The sequence below is a fragment of the Aestuariibaculum sp. M13 genome (genome assembly GCF_024723255.1).
GTDB lineage: Bacteria > Bacteroidota > Bacteroidia > Flavobacteriales > Flavobacteriaceae > Aestuariibaculum > Aestuariibaculum lutulentum.
This window is the reverse complement of the sequence record NZ_JANIAC010000006.1, coordinates 80,084-101,144: the sequence shown is the minus strand read 5'-3', so window position 1 is coordinate 101,144 and position 21,061 is coordinate 80,084. Positions and strand designations below refer to the sequence as shown.

Genomic DNA, 21,061 nt, shown 5'->3' with positions numbered 1-21,061 from the left:
AGCCTTGTATTTCGATACAAGGCTTTTTTTATTCTCACGAATTATCGCTTCTTATTTTTAGGTCTAAACTTAGCTTTATCCTTACGCTGATTAAAAGGCACAGCATCATTAAACGTATGCTTAGGTTTACCGGGTTTATTTTTTCGCCATGAATCATTTTCAGGCAGTAATACTTTTAACAAATCCTGACGCCCCAATTTATTAAGCGTATTTCTAATCCAGGCTTTATTTTCATCTTTATACCAAAAGAAGAAACGATGTTGCTCATCCTTCTCTTTTCTTGTCTTTGGGGTTTTTACCTTCTTTAAAGTATACGGATGATAACCACTGTAATAAATTACCGTTGCTACCGTCATAGGCGTTGGTGTGAACCCTTGTACCTGCTCCAGCTGAAAGCCCATATCTTTAGTTTCCGCAGCCAGATTCGCCATATCTTCAGCTTCACACGCCGGATGATTAGATATAAAATAAGGAATTAACTGAAGCTTCAGTTTGTGCTTAACATTAATCTTATCGAAGCGCTCCTTAAATTTATGGAAATAGGTAAACGATGGTTTACGCATCAATTTTAAAACAGGATCACTGGTATGTTCTGGAGCTACCTTAAGTCTACCAGAAACATGCTTCGTCATCACCTCTTCAGTATAATCATCAAGTTCCTTAGGATCTGCATTTCTATTGAACTCCGGAACCAACATATCGTGACGAATACCACTACCAATAAATGATTTTTTTACTTTGGGGTGACTATCAACCGCTTTATATAATTCGGTTAATGGCTTGTGTGAAGTATCCAGATTACTACAAATAACCGGCGAAATACATGAAGGCGCTACACACTTATCGCATATAGACTGAATTTTTCCCTTCATTTTATACATGTTTGCACTTGGCCCTCCAATATCAGACAAATAACCTTTAAAGTCCGGCATATTCGCCACCTTATCAACTTCCTTTAAAATAGACTCCTGACTACGAGAAGCAATAAACTTCCCTTGATGTGCCGAAATGGTACAGAAACTACAACCCCCAAAACATCCGCGGTGAATGTTAATGGAGAACTTAATCATTTCAAACGCTGGAATTGGTCCGCGTTTATTATATTTTGGGTGGGGTAATCGTGTATAGGGTAAATCGAAAGAGGCATCAATTTCCTCTTCCGTCATTGTTGGATACGGCGGATTAATCATTAAGGTTTTATCACCAACCTTTTGAAAAATTCGGCGTGCAGCCAGTTTATTAGACTCCTGCTCTATAACCTTAAAGTTAGAAGCATAGGCCTTCTTATCCTTTAAACAGGTTTCATGCGATGCAATTTCAACATCTTCCCAATTACTGTTTTTTGGTATGCTTTCATCTGCACTCACCATTACCGCAGTCTGACTAATAGTATTTAAACTATTAAAAGGTACACCTTTTTGAAGCAAACGCACGATTTCACGCAGTGGTTGCTCTCCCATTCCATATACCAGCATATCAGCCTTAGATGATTCTAAAATAGTCGGCATCAATTTATCACTCCAGTAATCGTAATGTGTCACACGACGAAGAGAGGCTTCAATTCCACCAATTAATACGGGAACATCAGGCCATTTCTCCTTTAATATATTAGAGTAAACCGTCGTGGCATAATCCGGACGAAATCCTATTTCACCATTTGGCGTATAGGCATCTTTATCTCGACGTTTTTTATTAGCGTTATAATTACTAATCATCGGATCCATACAACCACCGGTAACCCCAAAAAACATTTTAGGACGACCAAGCTTAACGAAATCCTGAAGATTGTCGTTAACATTAGGTTGAGGCACAATAGCCACTTTTAAACCATAACTTTCTAAGGTACGACCAATAACAGCCGGACCAAAGGTTGGATGATCCACATAAGCATCTCCACTAAACAGGATAACATCAAGTTCTTCCCATCCGCGTATCTTCACCTCTTTGTTTGTGGTAGGTAACCAATCTGAAAGTTGTAATTCTTGCATAACGCTGCAAAATTAATCAAAATTCAGCTCTTGATACTTATTTATGAAAGCTTTGTGAGTTTTTTGAAGGTCCTAAAATCTAAAATTGACGTTTAAACGTTGTAAAAAGTGTTTCAACTGAAAAATAATAACTAACAAATCTGTTTAAATGATAAATCCACAAACAATTCATTATAATATAATTACACTTAAAATCACCAATAATATATGAATTTAAAAAGCTGTATAAAAATAAGTTAGCACACTATTTGGTAATCAAATAATTAATCGTAAATTTGCAAACTCTTTTTGAGAGAGGAATGTTTAATAAAAATTAATTAAAAACGTGGACACATTAAGCTACAAAACAGTATCAGCTAACAAAGCTACTGCAGATAAGCAGTGGGTTTTAGTTGACGCCGAAGGACAATCTTTGGGTCGTTTAGCTTCTAAAGTTGCAAAACTTTTAAGAGGAAAACACAAGCCTAGCTTCACACCTCACGTTGATTGTGGTGATAACGTAATCGTTGTTAACGCTGAGAAAATCAACTTAACCGGAAACAAGTGGAACGATAAAACTTACGTTCGTCACACAGGTTACCCAGGTGGACAAAGAACATTAACAGCTACAGAATTGTTTGGAAAAGATCCAGCAAGAGTTGTTGAAAAATCAGTAAAAGGAATGTTACCTAAAAACAAATTAGGAGCAGATTTATTCCGTAATTTAACAGTTGTTGTTGGAACAGAGCACGCTCACGCTGCACAAAAGCCAACTGCAATTAACTTAAACGAATTCAATTAATGGAAGTAATTCACAAAATTGGCCGTAGAAAAACGGCTGTTGCTCGTGCGTATGTTGCTCAAGGAAGTGGTAACATCACTATTAACAAAAAAGACATGACTAGCTACTTTACAACTGCTACATTACAGTATAAAGTTAAGCAACCATTAGTTATGACTAACAATGAAAGCAACTTTGATATTACCGTAAATGTATATGGAGGTGGTATCACTGGTCAAGCTGAGGCAATCCGTTTAGCTATTTCTCGTGCTATGTGCGAAGTAGATGCTGAAAACAGATTAACTCTTAAACCAGAAGGATTATTAACAAGAGATCCAAGAATGGTAGAGCGTAAGAAATTCGGTCAGAAGAAAGCTCGTAAGAAATTCCAGTTCTCTAAACGTTAATATCTATTTAAAAAAATTAATAACAGTTATTGTTGTTGTCCTTGTTTGTAAAACAGGATTTAGTTTAGCATCTAAATGGTTAAGGCGAATATTCTATGACCACTTAATCATTGCTAATTCAACAGAACGTAAACTATTACAAAAATGGCAGTAGAAGTAAAAGAATTACTTGAAGCAGGTGTACACTTCGGACACCTTACTCGTAAGTGGGATCCAAACATGGCTCCTTACGTATACATGGAGCGTAATGGCATCCATATTATCAACTTATATAAAACAGCAGCTAAAATTGACGAAGCTGGAGAAGCGTTAGCAAAAATCGCTGCTTCTGGTCGTAAAATTTTATTTGTTGCAACTAAAAAGCAAGCTAAAGATATCGTTGCTGAAAAAGCAGGAGCTATCAACATGCCTTACATCACTGAAAGATGGCCAGGTGGTATGTTAACTAACTTCGTTACTATTAGAAAAGCTGTTAAGAAAATGGCTTCTATCGATAGAATGAAGAAAGATGGTACTTTCAACACGTTATCTAAAAAAGAGCGTTTACAAGTAGATCGTTTAAGAGCTAAGTTAGAGAAAAACTTAGGTTCTATAAGCGACATGACTCGTTTACCAGGTGCTTTATTTGTAGTTGATATTAAACGTGAACACATCGCGATTAAAGAAGCTCAAAAATTAAACATTCCTATCTTTGCTATGGTAGATACTAACTCTGACCCTCGTCAGGTTGATTATGTTATCCCAGCAAACGACGACGCTTCTAAGTCAATCGATAAAATCTTATCTCATGTTACAGCTTCTATCTCTTCTGGTTTAGCAGAAAGAAAAGCTGATAAAGTTGAAGGAGACGCTCCTAAAGCTAAAAAAGGTGCAGCTAAAACAGTTGCAGCTAATGAGGAAGAATAATTAACATTTACGCAATATAACTAAGTCGTTTAATTATTTTCTTTGCTAAAATATTTGAACGACTTTTTTTTAAAATTTAAAATACATGGAATCTACAGTAAAAATTACAGCAGCAGAAGTTAACAAGTTAAGACAAGCTACTGGTGCAGGGATGATGGATTGTAAAAAAGCTTTAGTTGAAGCTGGTGGAGATTTTGATAAAGCAATTGAAGTTTTACGTAAACAAGGACAAAAAGTAGCAGAAAAAAGAGCTGACAGAGATAACTCTGAAGGAGCTGCTGTTGCTAAAATAAACGCAGATAACACTTCTGGTGTTGCTATTGTTTTAGGATGTGAGACTGATTTCGTAGGTAAAAACGAAAACTTCGTAAAATTAGCTAACGATTTAGCTGATCTTGCATTAAACTACAACACTAAAGAAGAATTCTTAGCTGCGGATTTTGGTGGTTTAACAGTTGCTGATAAATTAGTTGAGCAAACTGGTGTTATTGGTGAGAAATTAGACATCACTTCTTTCGAAAGATTAGAAGCTCCTTATGTTGGTTCTTACGTTCACATTAACAAAATCGCTGCTTTAGTTGGTTTATCTGCAAAAGTAGATAACGCTGAAACTTTAGTTAAAGATGTAGCTATGCAAGTAGCGTCTATGGGTGCTACTACTTTATCTTACAAAGATTTCGATCCTGCTTTCGTTGCTTCAGAAACTGAAGCTAGAATTGCTGTAATCGAAAAAGATAACGAAGAGTTAGCTCGTTTAGGAAAAACACTTAAAAACGTTCCTAAATACATCTCTATGTCTCAATTAACTCCTGAAGTTTTAGCTCAAGCTGAAGAAGATGCGAAAGCTCAATTAGCTGCTGAAGGTAAACCAGAAAAAATCTGGGCGAACATCTTACCAGGTAAAATGGATCGTTTCGTTTCTGATAACACAACTCTTGATCAAGAGCAATGTTTATTAGACCAAAACTTCATTAAAGATGACAAAATTAATGTTGCTAAATATGTAGCTTCTTACGGTGATGTTGTAATCACTGGTTTCAAAAGAGCTTCTGTAGGTTAATCTACTTAACAACAAAAATATAAAACCATTGTGCTTTACCGTGCAATGGTTTTTTTATACACCAATCTTTAGTTTACAAATTGCCTAAAAAATTCACTTTAGCAATTTAAGATATTGATTATATTTGCACAACCTGAGTAAACAAATAATGAAATACAAAAGAATACTCCTTAAATTATCTGGCGAGGCCCTAATGGGAAATCGTCAATATGGTATAGATCCAGAACGTTTAGCCGAATATGCAAAAGACATTAAAGACATCACCGATAAAGGTGTAGAAGTTGCCATCGTTATTGGCGGCGGAAACATTTTTAGAGGCGTAGCTGGGGCAAGCAACGGTATGGATCGTGTACAAGGAGACCATATGGGAATGTTAGCCACCGTAATTAACGGTTTAGCATTACAAAGTGCCCTTGAAGATGCTGGAATACCTACAAGATTACAATCAGCAATTAAAATTAACGAAGTTGCCGAACCTTTCATTAGAAGAAGAGCCATGCGTCACCTTGAAAAAGGTCGTGTAGTTATTTTTGGCGGAGGCACAGGAAATCCTTACTTCACTACCGATTCTGCAGCCGTATTACGTGCCATAGAAATTGAGGCCGATGTAATCTTAAAAGGAACTCGTGTTGATGGTATTTACAATGCTGATCCTGAAAAAGATGCCAAAGCCACTAAATTTAATTTCATATCTTTCGATGATGTTTTAAGAAAGGGCTTAAAAGTTATGGATACTACGGCATTCACCTTAAGTCAAGAAAACCAGTTACCAATTATCGTTTTCGATATGAATAAAAAAGGAAACCTCTTAAAAGTCGTTTCCGGAGAAAATGTTGGAACCGAAGTTAACCTATAACATTTGGCGTAATTTTTGAAACATTCATTTTTACTTAAAAGCTAAAAACATGAACGAAGACATTCAATTTATACTAGACACAGCAAAAGAATCGATGACTAATTCTATAAAACACTTAGAAAAGTCGTTTGTAAACATTCGTGCGGGAAAAGCAAGTCCGGCAATGTTAGGCAGTGTTATGGTAGATTATTACGGGTCTCAAACACCATTAAGTCAGGTAGCAAACGTTAACACTCCAGATGGTAGAACCATTACCGTACAACCATGGGAAAAAAAGATGCTTCAAGAAATTGAAAAAGCTATCATGATTGCAAACTTAGGCTTCAACCCAATGAACAATGGTGATACCATTATTATCAACGTGCCGCCTTTAACAGAAGAGCGCAGACGCGATTTAGCAAAACAAGCTAAATCTGAAGCTGAAGATGCAAAAATTAGTGTAAGATCTGCAAGAAAAGATGCTAACAACGATATTAAAAAGTTAGAAGACGTTTCTGAAGATTTAAAGAAAAATGCTGAAATAGACGTACAACATATTACAGATAAGTACGTTAAAATGGTTGATGAACTTTTCGAAGTGAAAGAAAAGGAAATCATGACCGTATAATATTAAAAAGCGACATTAAGTCGCTTTTTTTTGCAAAACCTGAAGCTTTTTGGCTGCAACTATGTTAAAGCATTTCTTTATTATCCTTTGTTTTTGTGCTTCATCAATGTTGCAGGCACAGTCATCATCTATAGACACCAACGAAACCGTAAAAGATTCTTTAAAGCGGAAAGCTTTTATCGAACATTTAGGCAATGGTTATTTCCCTACTAAATACTTCAATTTCGACTTACGTTATTTAATAAAATACAACCAGTACGAAGCCCTAAGAACCGGACTTGGAGGAATTACAAACGATGCGCTTTCAAAATCATTTCGTATTAACGGATATTTGGTTTACGGATTTGGAGACGACAAATTTAAATACAGTGCTGGTGGTGCCTATCGTTTAGCCGAAAAAACAAACACATGGCTTAGCGCTTCATATACAGATGATTTACAGGAAACAGGAAGCACCAAATTTTTAACCGACAAACGCTTCTTTCAATTTTTCGAGCCTCGCTTACTTAACATCAGTCTTTTTCATGCGCATGTTACAAAAACGCTTGGTTTAGAACACCAGATAAATCCAAAACTAATAACTGAGTCTGAATTTTCAATAAGCCATATTGATCCCACTTATAGTTATGCATATGTCGTAGACAATCAATCTTTTTCAGAATTCGACATCAGTTCGGCAAAATTTGCTGTGCAATGGAGTCCATTTAGTCATTACGAAGATTCCCGACAGGGATTGAAGGAAGTCAAAAAAGGGTTCCCTAAGTTTACTTTTCAGTATACTAAAAGCTTCAAAGATGCTTTTAAAAGTGATTTTAATTTTTCAAAATTCGATTTTAGAACGATTTATGAATTTGGTGATGAAAAAGCAAGTTATTCTCAAATTGTATTAGTTGCAGGAATAGCCAATGGCGATATTCCGCTAACACATTTGTACCACGCTTACCCAAATAATATTAATAAAGAAACCATCTTACAACGTTTTTCGGTAGCAGGTATTAATAGTTTTGAGACTATGTATTTTAATGAATTCTTTTCAGATAAATTTACAACACTTCAATTTAAACATTACCTGAAACCTTTCAATGTTTCTCCAAGCCACAAACCTCAAATGGTTTTAATTATGCGCTATGCCTTGGGAAGTATAGATCATCCGGAACGTCATGAAAACATTACCTTCGGCTCTTTGGATAAAGGCTACACCGAATCGGGCTTCGAACTTAACAAATTACTTTTTGGCTTTGGTTTAAGTTTCACTTACAGATACGGTGCTTACCACCTGCCTAACATAGAAGATAATATTGCTTTAAAATTTACATTTAACGTGACTTTATGAGGTAATACACTTGTTTTTCCTACCTTTGCCCAACTTTTATTTAAGGCATGCTTAAACTTTTTACAAAACACTTTTGGGACGTTGTTGCGCGACTTATTCTGCGTAATAAAATAGCCATACTTCTTGGTATTTTAATCATCACAGTTTTATTCAGTACGCAATGGAAAAATATGCGCTTCACCAATACCGAAGCCAATTTGCTACCAGACGACCACGAGGTTAATATTAAGTACAACGACTTTCTAAAAATCTTTGGAGAAGAAGGCAACCTTATCATTCTTGGTGTTAAAGATTCAACCCTTTTAACTGTTGAAAAACTAAACGCCTGGAACAACCTTGCACAAAGCTTTAAACAATACGACGAAGTAGAAACTGTTGTTTCTGTTAAAGACCTTCAGAAATTAGTAAAAGATACAGAGCATGAAAAGTTTGCTTTAGAACCTTTTATTAAAGACTCTGTTTCTTCAATACAACAAATAGAATCTTTAGAATACGAACTCTTTAACAAATATCCGTTTTACGATAATGTTTTATTCAACAAGGAGACTAAAACGATTAGAACTGCAATATATTTAAAGAAAGATATTGTAAATACCTCGATTAGAAAGGACTTTGTAGCCAATACGCTTGAACCTAAAATAAAAGAATTTTCAAAAGCCTATAATCTAGACGTGCGTATTTCGGGTATGCCTTACATACGTACTTTAAATGCTCAGGTTATTGTTAGTGAAATTGGATGGTTTGTTGGTGCAGCTTTATTGGTAACATCACTTATATTCTTCTTTTTCTTCAGATCGTTCAGAGCCACGTTTATTTCACTTATCGTAGTGAGTATTGGCGTGATGTGGACTTTAGGAATCTTAGGAGCTCTTAATTATGAAATCACCGTACTTACCGCTTTAATTCCGCCGCTTATTATTGTTATCGGAATTCCTAACTGTATTTTCTTAATCAATAAGTACCAGAACGAAGTAAAGAAACACGGGAATAAAGTAAAGTCGCTACAACGTGTTATTACCAAAATTGGTAATGCTACTTTAATGACTAACATTACAACCGCTTCTGGTTTTGCTACCTTTATACTTACAGAAAGCACTCTTTTAAAAGAATTTGGTATTGTAGCTTCATTAAGTATCCTGGCTATTTTTGTATTGTGTTTATTGATTATTCCAATCATTTACACCTTTTTACCTTACCCAAAAGACCGTCACTTAGAACACTTAAACAAACGTTGGATTGGTGGTTTTGTCGACTGGATGGAGCGCATGGTAAAACACGAGCGCATTGCTATTTACTGTACCGGTTTGGTTTTACTTATTGTTAGTATTATTGGAATTTACCAGATAAAAATTACAGGAAGTTTAATTGAAGACATGCCTCAGGATTCGGAATTTGTTAGCGATATTCGTTTCTTCGAAAAAGAATTTAACGGTATTATGCCAGTTGAAATCATGATTGACACCAAACGTAAAAAAGGCGTTATGAAACTGGCGACTTTAAAACGAATGGACGAATTACAGGAAGCTATTAACGAAATTCCTGAATTATCGAAACCTATTTCGGTTGTAGATTTAGTAAAATACTCTAAACAAGCTTACTACAACGGAAACACAAAATATTACCAGTTACCTACAAGTCAGGAAAACAGTTTCATTTTATCGTACGCCAAAAATTCATCATCGAATGTCGACTTACTGAAAAACTTTGTTGATAGTACGGGGCAATATGCTCGTATCACTACGTTTATGAAAGACATTGGTACCGAAAAAATGGAGCGTATTGAAGAAAACCTTCAAACTAAAATAGATAAGTTATTCCCTGCTGAACGCTACACGGTAACCATGACAGGTAAAGCCGTTGTGTTCCAAAAAGGAACAAAATACTTAGTTAAGAACTTGGTAATCTCTCTATCTCTGGCCATTATTTTAATTGCGCTTTTCATGGCTTACATGTTCAGATCGTTTAGAATGATTATCATTTCATTAATACCAAACTTGCTACCTTTACTTATAACAGCTGGTTTAATGGGCTATTTAGGCGTTCCTATAAAACCATCAACTATTTTAGTATTTAGTATAGCTTTTGGTATTTCGGTAGACGATACCATACATTTCCTGGCCAAATACCGTCAGGAATTACAAGCCAGACACTGGAAAATTAAACCATCGGTATACGGTGCATTACGCGAAACTGGTGTAAGTATGTTCTATACATCTATTGTATTGTTCTTCGGCTTTTCGGTGTTTACCATTTCAAGCTTTGGTGGAACAGTAGCCCTAGGTGCATTAGTATCGACTACCCTATTATTTGCTATGTTGTCGAACCTATTACTATTGCCTTCGTTATTATTATCGTTAGAGCGTAGTATAGCCAATAAAGAAGTTTTAAAAGAGCCTTCAATAAATATTATTCCGGAAGAAGACGATAACGAAGAATAAGCGTTTGTCTTGGTTTTAATATAAGCAGGCTAAATTTTATATTTACATTATTAATTTTAATACCTATGAAATCATATACCGTTTCAGAATTATTATCTCAAAAGGTTGCTCCTAATACTGAAGTTGAAATTAAAGGTTGGGTAAGAACCTTTAGAGCAAATCGTTTTATTGCCTTAAACGACGGATCGACTTTAAACAACATTCAGTGTGTTGTAGATTTTGAGAATTTTGATGAAGCATTATTGAAACGCATTACTACGGGTGCTGCGGTTCACATTAAAGGAGACTTGGTAGAAAGTCAGGGAAAAGGACAAACTGTTGAAGTACAGGCTAAATTTGTTGACGTTTTAGGTGATTCAGACCCTGAAACCTATCCTATTCAACCTAAAAAACACTCGTTTGAATTCTTAAGAGAGAATGCACACTTACGTACCAGAACAAGTACATTTAGTGCGGTTATGCGTCTACGTTCTGCTTTGTCTTTTGCAATTCACAAGTACTTTAACGAAAACGGATTCTACTACATGCACGCACCAATTATTACTGGTAGTGATGCTGAAGGTGCCGGAGAAATGTTTAGAGTAACCAATTTAGATGCTAAAAATGCACCTTTAAATGAAGCTGGCGAAGTAGATTACAGCAAAGATTTCTTTGGTAAGGAAACCAACTTAACGGTTTCTGGACAATTAGAAGCTGAAACTTACGCGATGTCTTTAGGGAAAGTATATACTTTCGGACCTACTTTTAGAGCTGAAAACTCAAATACGTCACGCCACTTAGCTGAATTCTGGATGATTGAACCAGAAGTTGCCTTTATGGATTTACCAGGCAACATGGATTTAGCTGAAGACTTTATGAAATCGGTTATTAAGTACATTTTAGATAACAATAAAGAAGATTTAGAGTTCTTAGATAATCGCTTACAGGAAGAAGACAAGAAAAAACCACAGGCTGAACGTAGCGAAATGACTTTAATTGAAAAATTAAAATTCGTTACCGATAATAACTTCAAACGTGTAAGCTACACTGAAGCTATCGATATTTTACGTAACAGTAAGCCAAATAAAAAGAAGAAATTCAAATATATTATTGATGAGTGGGGTGCCGATTTACAAAGTGAACACGAGCGTTACCTAGTAGAGAAACACTTTAACTGTCCGGTAATTTTATTTGATTATCCAGCAAATATCAAAGCCTTCTACATGCGCTTAAATGACGATGGTAAAACCGTTCGTGCCATGGATATTCTATTCCCAGGTATTGGTGAAATCGTGGGTGGTGCACAACGTGAAGAGCGTTTGGATGTTTTAAAAGAAAAAATGGCAGCTATTGGTATTCCTGAAGAAGACCTTTGGTGGTATTTAGATTTACGTAAATTTGGTACGGCTGTACACTCTGGTTTTGGTTTAGGTTTCGAACGTTTAGTAATGTTCGCAACCGGAATGAGCAATATTAGAGACGTAATTCCGTTCCCAAGAACACCACAAAACGCCGAATTTTAGAAAACATCAATATAATGGTTACACATCAGTAAAAGTTTTTTTACTTTTATCTTTTACCAAATCACAGTATGCTCAAGCAACATTTACAATTTAAATTATCGCAAAAGCTATCACCGCAACAAATTCAATTGATGAAATTGATACAGTTGCCTACACAAGCTTTTGAGCAACGTATAAAACAGGAACTGGAAGAAAATCCTGCTTTAGATAGTGGTAAAGAATCTATAGATTCTGACTTTGATAGCGATTTCGACAATTCAAACGATGAATACAACGACAATGAAACCATTGGAAACGATGATATTAATGTTGATGAATACTTAAGTGACGATGAGATTCCCGATTATCGCATGCAGGCCAATAATTACAGCAGCGACGATGAAGAAAAAAGCATGCCATATGCTGCTGGAACCTCATTCACCCAACACTTAATTAGTCAGCTTAACACCTACAGATTAGACGACGAAGAACGAGAGATTGCCGAATTTTTAGTTGGCAGCGTTGATGAAAGCGGATATATTCGTCGTTCTCTAACCGATATTATGGACGATTTGGCATTTACCCAAAACGTTTATACTACCGAAGAGAAAATAAATAAAGTATTAAAAATTGTTCACCAGTTAGATCCTTCGGGTGTTGGGGCCAGAAACCTTCAAGAGTGTTTAAGCATTCAATTACACCGCAAGGGTAAAACACCCGATACCGAATTGGCTATTGATATTATCGATAATGCTTTCGAATTATTTACGAAAAAACATTATGATAAATTATTACAAAAATTTGATGTTACCGAAATACAACTCAAAGACGCCATTCATGAAATCGAGCATCTAAACCCAAAACCCGGAGGATCTTACGCTGGTAATAACCGCATTGTAGAACATGTGGTTCCCGATTTTGCCATTAGAATTGTTGATGGTGAACTTGAGCTTACGCTTAACGGTCGTAATGCGCCCGAACTTCATGTATCTCGTGGGTACAACGACATGCTTAAAGGTTATAAAGAATCTAAAGAAAAATCGCAATCTCAAAAAGACGCAGTAATCTTCATCAAACAAAAATTAGATGCTGCCAAATGGTTTATTGAAGCCATTAAACAACGCCAGCAGACTTTGTTTGTGACGATGAGTGCGATTATGCATTACCAAGAAGAATACTTTTTAACTGGTGATGAGCGCAATTTAAAACCGATGATTCTTAAAGATATTGCCGACGAGATTAATATGGATGTTTCAACGGTTTCAAGAGTTGCTAATAGCAAATATGTCGACACCCCTTACGGAACAAAACTAATCAAGGATTTCTTCTCTGAGGCTATGAAAAATGATCAGGGTGAAGATGTTTCTACTCGAGAAATTAAAAAGATTTTAGAAACGGTCATTGAAGAAGAAAACAAGAAAAAGCCCCTAACCGACGAAACCTTAGCCACCATTTTAAAAGAAAAAGGTTATCCTATTGCTAGACGTACGGTTGCAAAATACCGAGAGCAACTTGACATTCCTGTTGCCCGATTACGTAAAAAGATATGATGAATAAGATTTTAAAAAGTATTTCGTTTGTTTTTCATCCGTTAATAATGCCACTTCTTGGTGTTATTTTCTACTTTTCAAAATCACCGCGTTTTATTCCTCAGGAAATCATACAGGCCAAGTTAGTTTCTCTTTCTATTCTAACTATTATTCTCCCGATCTTACTGTACTTTTTGTTGAAAACATTGGGCAAAGTAAAATCTATTTACATGCCAACAGCACAGGAACGCATATTACCCTTAGCATTAAACTGTATTGTTGTAATCGTTATTCTTCAGCGTATTTTAACGCCAAATCAAATTGTTGAGCTTTACTATTTCTTTTTAGGCATTTTAATCTCCTCAATGACCTGTTTAATGCTTGCTGTATTTAAGTTTAAAGCCAGTATTCATATGATGGGTATCTCTGGATTGTTTATGTTCTTTATAGCTTTAAGTATTCATTTTAGCATAAACATAAACGGAACTTTAGCTTTAATGAGCATTATAACAGGAGCAATCGCTACTTCAAGATTACATGTAAATGCCCATACGTATTTAGAGTTAATTTTAGGCCTTTTTGTAGGTATGCTACCTCAATTACTTTTAGTGAATTATTGGTTATAACACATAGAACATAAGTCCTATTTTAATGTTATTCATGTCTATGGTTTGTCCGTTAATTTCGTTCTCTTTAGAAAAAATTGGAGACAAGGCATAATACATGTAAGCGTTCCATGTATTGTAACCAAAACTTAAAGTGAAGCCATACTGAAACTTTTCAAATCCTTTTACATTAGTATAACGAACATCTCCCAAATCTCCCCTGTACTTTACTCGATTTCTAAAAATATAACCTAGTTTAAATCCTGTATAAATACGCCAGAATTTATATTCTTCGGGTGTAGAAGTTCGCCATCGAAACTCAAAAGGCATTTCAACAAGATGATTAGAGAATTTATTTTTGGTGTAGGTATCACTTTCTAAAATGAGATTATACGTAGTTACCTGATTATCATCCTGACTGATATGTAAATTATGGTAAAATGAATTTGCTGAATAGCCTAAACCCAGACCTAAAGCAACATTTCTTCGTTTGTTTAAAGGCATGTCTTTTATAACCCCAAGGTGAATACCATTAGAAAACCCATTTTGAGAGAGGTCTACAGGCCGATTACCAAACATGTTATAAGTAATGCCAATATAAAACTGATCTTCCTTATAAAGCGAGTCTACCACCTTCTCTACAGTCTGCTGAGCCACCATTTGATGCGCACAAATAATAAAAACAATAATAAATGAATAAATACGTCTCATGCAACCTGTTTTAAACCGACTCTTTAGTTTTTGTAAATTTATAATAATTACAAATAGTTCCTTAAAAAATAAAAGCGTTTTGATTACTCAAAACGCTTTTAAATATAAAATTAAGAATTAAAATCTATTCACCTACTACGCTACCTTTTTTAGTAGTGTAGTTAATTTTTAGCGCATTTACTTTACGCAATTCTTTCTTAATATCACTTACTAATCCCATGTTAGCATCACTATCTACTTTTAAAGCAGTAGTTAAAAACGGAACCAGCTCTTCTCTTTTTGATGCGCGCTCGGCTGCAATAAAGGCAGCAATCTCGCTAACATCGGCAAATTTATCATTTAGCTGAATTTTAGCCGCTGTACCAAATTGTTTAGTATAGTTTTCACTTGGTTTACCTGCATAAATATACATTACCAAATCTTTCTTATCTAACTTTTCAACCTGATCAGCAAATGGCAAATTATTTTCAACCATTAATGTATTTTGCCTCATTACGGTCGCAACCATAAAGAAGAATAATAACATGAATACAATATCGGGCAGCGATGCTGTAGATATTGCCGGCATATCGCCGCTTTTTTTCTTATTAAATTTAGCCATAAAATGTTAAATTTTAATTATTGTACTTCTGAAAGCTTTTGAGGATAATCTACTTTTATCTGCTCAATTTGTTCCTTCAATTTAGTTTTATTTCCTGGCCAATTTACATCATCATAATTAGCTTCCATTTCAGCAAATGTCATTCCGTACTGCGATTTTGCTCTACGATCTCTTAAAACATTGTATGCAGCTACTAATTCATTTTGTACTGCGATATATGTTTTATAAGTAGTTTCACGCTCATTCTTTAACGAAATAATTGCTTTATCTGGATTATCTGATGATTCCGAATCTTTTTTACCGTTACAGTAACTACAAGAACCATCTCCACCATTATCTAAGAACTCTATAGCAGCTTGTCTAAGATCTTTAATTTCCATTAATTCATCTTCTACAAGTAACTGATCTTTTCCATTTAATAAAACTTCAAAGATGTTCTTCTTTTTAATTGTTGGAGGCTGAACGTTTTCATCTTCCATAGGTGGTAACTTACGGTTGATTCCTGCATCTGTTTCAATAGTAGTTGTTACTAAGAAAAATATTAACAGTAAAAACGCGATGTCGGCCATGGAGCCTGCATTTACTTCTGGAGCTGCTCTTTTTGCCATATCTTATTTTTTTATTTGTGTAATAATTTTTTAACTGTTGAAAGCAATGTTGCTCCAATAGCAGTAACTGAAAGGATATAGAAGGCAATTAAACCAGCACCTACATTCTTAGAGATTGCTTCGGTAATACCTAATCCTTTTGCGTTAAACTGAGCTAAATCTAAATCTGTACCAGAAGAAATTCCGTAAGAGATTAAGATTACAGCAAAAAATAAACCTACAGTTAATAAGGTCTTTTTAATGTTGCCTGCGAACAGACCTTTTACAACGTATATAACGATTAATGCCAATACAATGAAAAGCACGATATAAGTAACATAAAGAATGTTATCTATTAGCCCTTCAGAGTCTGAGGTCATAATCATTAGTGCTAAGATAGCACCAACGATACCCAGAGCATACGCTATATATTTAAGAATTGTATGTAATTTCATAATTCGAGTTTTGTTTTATTATTACTTTTTGTTTCTGATTAATAGATCCATTAACGTAATAGAAGCATCTTCCATAGAGTTAACGATACTATCAATCTTAGCAATAATGTAGTTGTAGAATACTTGAAGAATCATCGCTACAACAAGACCGAATACTGTTGTTAAAAGTGCTACTTTAATACCACCCGCTACAAGAGAAGGTTGCATATCACCAGCTGCCTCAATTTTATCGAATGCCTGAATCATACCAATTACCGTACCCATGAATCCTAACATCGGTGCTAATGCGATAAATAATGAAATCCAAGACACGTTTTTCTCTAATTGTCCCATTTGAACACCACCGTAAGCTACAACAGCTTTCTCAACAGCGTCTAAACCTTCGTCTGTTCTATCTAAACCTTGGTAGTAAATAGAAGCGATAGGCCCTTTAGTATTTCTACAAACTTCTTTAGCAGCTTCTACTCCACCTGAGTTAAGAGCGTCTTCTACTTCTTGAGTTAATTTTTTAGTATTTGTAGTTGAAAGATTTAAAAAGATAATTCTCTCGATAGCAATTGCTAAACCTAAGATTAAACATAAAAGTACGATCCCCATGAATCCTGGACCCCCTTCAATAAATCTCTTTTTTAATTCTTGATGAAACGTAAGCTCTTCAGCAGGAGCATCAGCAGCATCATCTTGTGTAGTTGTTACAGTTGTAGTAACTGCAGTTGTGCTTGCATTTGTAGTTGCATTAACAGTTCCAAAAGCCATCATTCCAGTAATGGCAAGGATAGAAAATAATCTTTTCATGTTCTAGATCTTAATTTTATTAGTTAAAGTGTTAAAGATATAAAAAAAATACAATTTAAAAACATATTTCAGCAGAGAGAAAGGGATTCGAACCCTCGATACGCTTTTGGCGTATACACACTTTCCAGGCGTGCGCCTTCGACCACTCGGCCACCTCTCTGTAATTTTTTTTTAAAGCACTTTTTTCGGGGGGTCAAATAACGAAAAATTCTTTGAACCTTAAAATTTTAACCGTTAATTTTAGGTCATTTCTCCTCTTAATTGTGTTTCGTAGGCTGTTTTGAATACTTTACTCGAAACATTTTGCCCTAACATGTACATTAATTTACTTAACGCAGCTTCAGTCGTCAGGTCTTTACCTGATATAACACCTATATTTTTCAGCTCATTACTAGTTTCGTAATGTCCCATCATGACACTTCCTCCTGCACACTGAGTAATATTAACAATATGTATCCCTTTATTGATAGCTTCTTTTATACTATTTAAAAACCAATCTTCGGTTGTGGCATTTCCTGCACCATAAGTCTCTATAATTACTGCCTTTAGGTCTTCAGTATTTAAAATATTCTGAAAAACTTTGGAAGACATTCCTGGAAACACCTTAATTAAAGCAATATTGGTATCTAAATTTTTGTTCACCTGAAAGCCTTTTTTCAGACTTGGCTGGTATAAATATTCATAATTAACTTTTAAGTGCACACCTGATTCTGCTAAGGCAGGATAATTAAAAGATGTAAACGCCTGAAAATGCTCGGCATTTATTTTTGTTGTTCGATTGGCACGGTAAAGTTTATATTCAAAATATAAACACACCTCTTTTATAACTGCTTTTCCCTTGTCCTGAAGTGAAGCTACCTGAATAGAGGTGATTAAATTCTCCTTGGCATCGGTACGCAGATCTCCAATAGGTAATTGCGATCCTGTAAACACAACAGGTTTTGCTAAATTTTCAAGCATAAAACTTAAAGCTGAAGCTGTATAGCTCATGGTATCACTTCCATGTAAAACCACGAAACCATCAAACGCCTCATAATGAACTTCTATTATTTCAGCTATTTGCACCCAGTAAGCCGGATTCATATTACTGGAATCAATCGGTTCATCAAACGACACTGTATCGATGTTACAATCTAATAATTGTAACTCCGGTATTTGCTTCAACAGGTTTTTAAAGTTAAACGCTTTTAAGGTTCCTGTTTTGGCATCTTTAACCATACCAATGGTACCTCCTGTGTAAATAAGTAATATGTTTGGTTTTGATGGACTCATTCTATTGAAGACTTTAAATTATATACCAAATACGTCTTTGGAGTTCTGTGTAGTTATGTTCGCAATATCTTCTTCACTCCTATTATATAAGGAAGACAATTTTTCTAACACCTTAATGATATAGGAACTTTCATTTCGTTTCCCTCTATATGGAGTTGGCGACAAGTAAGGTGCATCGGTTTCTAAAACAATATGCTTTAAATCGATTTCATTTAAAAACTGATCAATTTTTCCATTCTTAAATGTTGCAACACCACCAATGCCCAGCTTCATATTATAGTATATAGCTTTATGTGCTTGTTCTAAAGTTCCGGTAAAACAATGAAAAACACCAAATAAATCATCTCCTTTTTCTTCTTCTAAAACTTCAAAAATTTCATCAAATGCTTCACGACAATGGATAACGATTGGTAATTTATATTGTTTCGCCAATTGAATTTGATATTTAAAGGCAATTTTCTGAATCTCTAAAGTGCCCTTATCCCAATACAAATCAATTCCTATTTCACCTACCGCATAAAAATGCCTGGCAGCCAACATGTCTTCAACATGTTTTAATTCTACTTTATAATTCTCTTGAACATGTGTTGGATGTAAACCTGTCATTAAAAACATATGCTCCGGAAAATCCTTTTCAAGTTGTAACATTGATTCGGTGTAGGTCGAATCGATAGCAGGAATAAAAAAACGAGAAATGCCCAGATCAATCGCACGATTAATCATCTCATGTCTGTCTTCTTCAAAAGCTTCACTATATAAATGTGTATGTGTATCGGTAATTATCATGCGGTAAAAATAAAAAAGTAAAGACTTTTAATAGCTGTCTTTTAGATAATTTTAGTTTTAAAAGTACATTTGGAATACATTCAATTTTATATTTTTTTAACTCTAGTATCACACTATTTATACTACTTTTAAACCATAATAAATTACTATGGAAGATACATTAGGTCATTTTCTTCTTGATAAAGGATACACGAAAGTAAAGTTACGCTTTACAAAAACCAATCACTTTGAAATAAAAGCCATCTTAAACGGAGTAAAAGGCCGTTTTATTCTGGATACTGGAGCATCAAATTCCTGTGTTGGCTTTGAAGCCATTAACACTTTTAACCTTAAGGTAAAAGATTCTGAAATTATGGCGGCGGGTGCCGGTGCCATAAACATGGAAACTAAAATGTCTAAAAAGAATAAATTAAAGATTGGCAAATGGAAACAAAACAAGGTGGTTTTAGTCCTTTTTAATCTTAGTCATGTCAATACCGCTTTAATTAATCATAACTCAAAACCGGTTGATGGCATTATTGGCGCCGATATTTTAAAAAAATCGAAGGCTATAATAGATTATGAAAAGAAATACATTTACCTAAAGTTAGAAAATTAGTATATTTACTGTACAAAACTAATAGCAGAAAATACTCCCTTTTATTAAATGAAGCCATCTATTGTTATTGCAGATGACCACCCTCTTATGCTTAGAGGAATGTCTGATTTCTTAACTTCCAAAGGATTTGATATCGTTGGAAGCGCGCAAGATGGTAATGCCGCTTATAATCTTATAGTAAAACTTAAACCTGAAATTGCGATTTTAGATATAAGAATGCCGTACAAAACAGGTTTAGAGGTAGCTGAAGCCTGTAAAAAAAACAATCTAGCTACTAAAGTTATTCTAATAACTTTTGATAAGGAAGAAGAACTCTTTGATCAAGCCAAAGAATTCAACGTATACGGCTATATTTTAAAGGAATTTGCTGTTGAAGAAATAGAAATCTGCATTTCGCACGTAATAAAAGGGGAACCCTATTTTAGTAAAGAAATAGCTTCTTATCTAAACATAAACAATCATAGTAACAGACCTAAGAATTTAGATTTACTTACCAAATCGGAATTAAAAATTGTAAAATTGGTTGCCGAAAACAAAACCAGTCAGGATATTGCAAACGAATTATCTATATCTGTGAGAACAGTAGATAAACACAGAAGCAACGCCATTAATAAACTGGAACTTGACGACAAACCTACATCTCTGGGAATCTGGGCAAATAACCACAAAGCATTCCTTTAAAAATAAGTAGAACTGCGTATTTTTTTTATGCAAAACACTGCTTATCTTTACATTGCTATTAATTAATTCTTAGGGAGGATTATACAGGAGGCTCTGGACTTTATTGTTCGGAGCTTCTTTAGTTTTCAGACACATTACATTTAAAACAAAAAATAAGTAGAACTGCGTATTTTTTTTATGCAAAACACTACTTACCTTTACATTGCTATTAATTAATTCTTAGGGAGGATTATACAGGAGGCTCTGGACTTTATTGTTTGGAGCTTCTTTTGTTTTAGCCATCTTTCATGAAACAAAAAATAAGTAGAACTGCGTATTTTTTTTCTCACAATTCATCCTTAATTTTATAATGCTATTAATCAGTCTCTTTAGAGGGAAGTATATATAAACGCTGTGTCCTTACATACAGCGTTTTTAAATCAGTCACCATTAATCACAAAATGCCTCCAAAAATGGAAAAGGAAAACGATTATATTAACAAATACTTTGTTATTGGCTTAGCTACATTGGTAGTCATTGTAATCGCAATAAACGTTTTAGTTTTATTTTAGTTAGTTTTTTAGTTAAATAAAAAAAGTACTAGCGAAACACTAGTACTTTTTTAT

General features: G+C 34.7%; 20 protein-coding genes, 1 tRNA gene and 1 pseudogene. 13 read left to right on the top strand and 9 right to left on the bottom strand.

Annotation, left to right across the window (positions count from 1 at the left end):
• Positions 1–41 precede the first annotated feature (41 nt).
• Positions 42–1,988: a YgiQ family radical SAM protein gene (locus tag NO995_RS17490; protein ID WP_258228604.1), complete on the bottom strand. Its 1,947-nt coding sequence runs from the start codon at positions 1,986–1,988 to the stop codon at positions 42–44.
• A 325-nt stretch (positions 1,989–2,313) separates the two neighbouring features.
• On the opposite strand from NO995_RS17490, the gene rplM reads away from it, so the two are divergent.
• The 11 genes from rplM to NO995_RS17435 all read left to right on the top strand — a co-directional run bounded on the left by rplM (position 2,314) and on the right by NO995_RS17435 (position 13,991).
• Complete coding sequence (gene rplM / locus NO995_RS17485) at positions 2,314–2,769, top strand: 50S ribosomal protein L13 (protein ID WP_240575209.1); 456 nt, start codon at positions 2,314–2,316, stop codon at positions 2,767–2,769.
• Positions 2,769–3,155, top strand: coding sequence for a 30S ribosomal protein S9 (rpsI, locus tag NO995_RS17480; RefSeq protein ID WP_240575208.1), 387 nt, complete (start codon positions 2,769–2,771; stop codon positions 3,153–3,155). Before rplM ends, rpsI begins: the two co-directional genes overlap by 1 nt.
• A 144-nt stretch (positions 3,156–3,299) precedes the next feature.
• Entirely contained in the window at positions 3,300–4,061 is a 762-nt protein-coding gene (gene rpsB / locus NO995_RS17475; protein WP_258228603.1) for a 30S ribosomal protein S2, read from the top strand.
• Positions 4,062–4,146: 85 nt separating this feature from the next.
• Complete coding sequence (tsf, locus tag NO995_RS17470; RefSeq protein WP_240575206.1) at positions 4,147–5,121, top strand: translation elongation factor Ts; 975 nt, start codon at positions 4,147–4,149, stop codon at positions 5,119–5,121.
• Positions 5,122–5,269: 148 nt separating this feature from the next.
• Positions 5,270–5,977 (top strand): UMP kinase, encoded by a 708-nt coding sequence (pyrH, locus tag NO995_RS17465; RefSeq protein ID WP_240575205.1) that lies wholly within the window; start codon positions 5,270–5,272, stop codon positions 5,975–5,977.
• A 49-nt stretch (positions 5,978–6,026) separates the two neighbouring features.
• Positions 6,027–6,584 (top strand): ribosome recycling factor, encoded by a 558-nt coding sequence (frr, locus tag NO995_RS17460; protein ID WP_240575204.1) that lies wholly within the window; start codon positions 6,027–6,029, stop codon positions 6,582–6,584.
• 49 nt (positions 6,585–6,633) lie between these two features.
• Entirely contained in the window at positions 6,634–7,917 is a 1,284-nt protein-coding gene (locus tag NO995_RS17455) for a hypothetical protein (RefSeq protein ID WP_258228602.1), read from the top strand.
• Positions 7,918–7,964: 47 nt separating this feature from the next.
• Positions 7,965–10,355 (top strand): RND family transporter, encoded by a 2,391-nt coding sequence (locus tag NO995_RS17450; RefSeq protein WP_258228601.1) that lies wholly within the window; start codon positions 7,965–7,967, stop codon positions 10,353–10,355.
• Between the two features lie 65 nt (positions 10,356–10,420).
• A complete protein-coding gene (asnS, locus tag NO995_RS17445; RefSeq protein WP_258228600.1) occupies positions 10,421–11,857 on the top strand; it encodes an asparagine--tRNA ligase in 1,437 nt (478 codons plus the stop codon).
• A gap of 68 nt (positions 11,858–11,925) precedes the next feature.
• Positions 11,926–13,386 carry an RNA polymerase factor sigma-54 gene (gene rpoN / locus NO995_RS17440; RefSeq protein WP_258228599.1) on the top strand — a complete coding sequence of 487 codons (1,461 nt, stop codon included), beginning with the start codon at positions 11,926–11,928 and terminating at the stop codon, positions 13,384–13,386.
• A complete protein-coding gene (locus tag NO995_RS17435; RefSeq protein ID WP_258228598.1) occupies positions 13,383–13,991 on the top strand; it encodes a hypothetical protein in 609 nt (202 codons plus the stop codon). Before rpoN ends, NO995_RS17435 begins: the two co-directional genes overlap by 4 nt.
• Here NO995_RS17435 and NO995_RS17430 read toward each other — a convergent pair.
• From NO995_RS17430 to NO995_RS17395, 8 genes are all read right to left on the bottom strand, one after another.
• Positions 13,986–14,681, bottom strand: a complete 696-nt coding sequence (locus NO995_RS17430; protein ID WP_258228597.1) for a porin family protein — start codon at positions 14,679–14,681, stop codon at positions 13,986–13,988. The genes NO995_RS17435 and NO995_RS17430 overlap by 6 nt on opposite strands.
• A 124-nt stretch (positions 14,682–14,805) precedes the next feature.
• Positions 14,806–15,282 carry a biopolymer transporter ExbD gene (locus NO995_RS17425; RefSeq protein WP_258228596.1) on the bottom strand — a complete coding sequence of 159 codons (477 nt, stop codon included), beginning with the start codon at positions 15,280–15,282 and terminating at the stop codon, positions 14,806–14,808.
• Positions 15,283–15,299: 17 nt separating this feature from the next.
• Positions 15,300–15,890, bottom strand: a complete 591-nt coding sequence (locus NO995_RS17420) for a biopolymer transporter ExbD (RefSeq protein ID WP_240575196.1) — start codon at positions 15,888–15,890, stop codon at positions 15,300–15,302.
• An 11-nt stretch (positions 15,891–15,901) separates the two neighbouring features.
• The gene (locus NO995_RS17415) at positions 15,902–16,324 is read right to left on the bottom strand and encodes a hypothetical protein (protein ID WP_240575195.1); all 423 of its coding nucleotides are present in this window, start codon (positions 16,322–16,324) and stop codon (positions 15,902–15,904) included.
• Between the two features lie 21 nt (positions 16,325–16,345).
• The gene (locus tag NO995_RS17410) at positions 16,346–17,119 is read right to left on the bottom strand and encodes a MotA/TolQ/ExbB proton channel family protein (RefSeq protein WP_240575194.1); all 774 of its coding nucleotides are present in this window, start codon (positions 17,117–17,119) and stop codon (positions 16,346–16,348) included.
• A 72-nt stretch (positions 17,120–17,191) separates the two neighbouring features.
• A tRNA-Ser gene (locus tag NO995_RS17405) sits at positions 17,192–17,279 on the bottom strand.
• Between the two features lie 80 nt (positions 17,280–17,359).
• Positions 17,360–18,391 (bottom strand): asparaginase, encoded by a 1,032-nt coding sequence (locus tag NO995_RS17400; protein ID WP_240575193.1) that lies wholly within the window; start codon positions 18,389–18,391, stop codon positions 17,360–17,362.
• Between the two features lie 18 nt (positions 18,392–18,409).
• Positions 18,410–19,177, bottom strand: a complete 768-nt coding sequence (locus NO995_RS17395; RefSeq protein WP_258228595.1) for a TatD family hydrolase — start codon at positions 19,175–19,177, stop codon at positions 18,410–18,412.
• Positions 19,178–19,325: 148 nt separating this feature from the next.
• Between NO995_RS17395 and NO995_RS17390 the strand changes: the two genes are divergently transcribed.
• The gene (locus tag NO995_RS17390; protein WP_240575191.1) at positions 19,326–19,775 is read left to right on the top strand and encodes a retropepsin-like aspartic protease; all 450 of its coding nucleotides are present in this window, start codon (positions 19,326–19,328) and stop codon (positions 19,773–19,775) included.
• Positions 19,776–19,823: 48 nt separating this feature from the next.
• Positions 19,824–20,396, top strand: a pseudogene (locus NO995_RS17385) (response regulator); the annotation flags it as partial.
• Positions 20,397–21,061 lie beyond the last annotated feature (665 nt).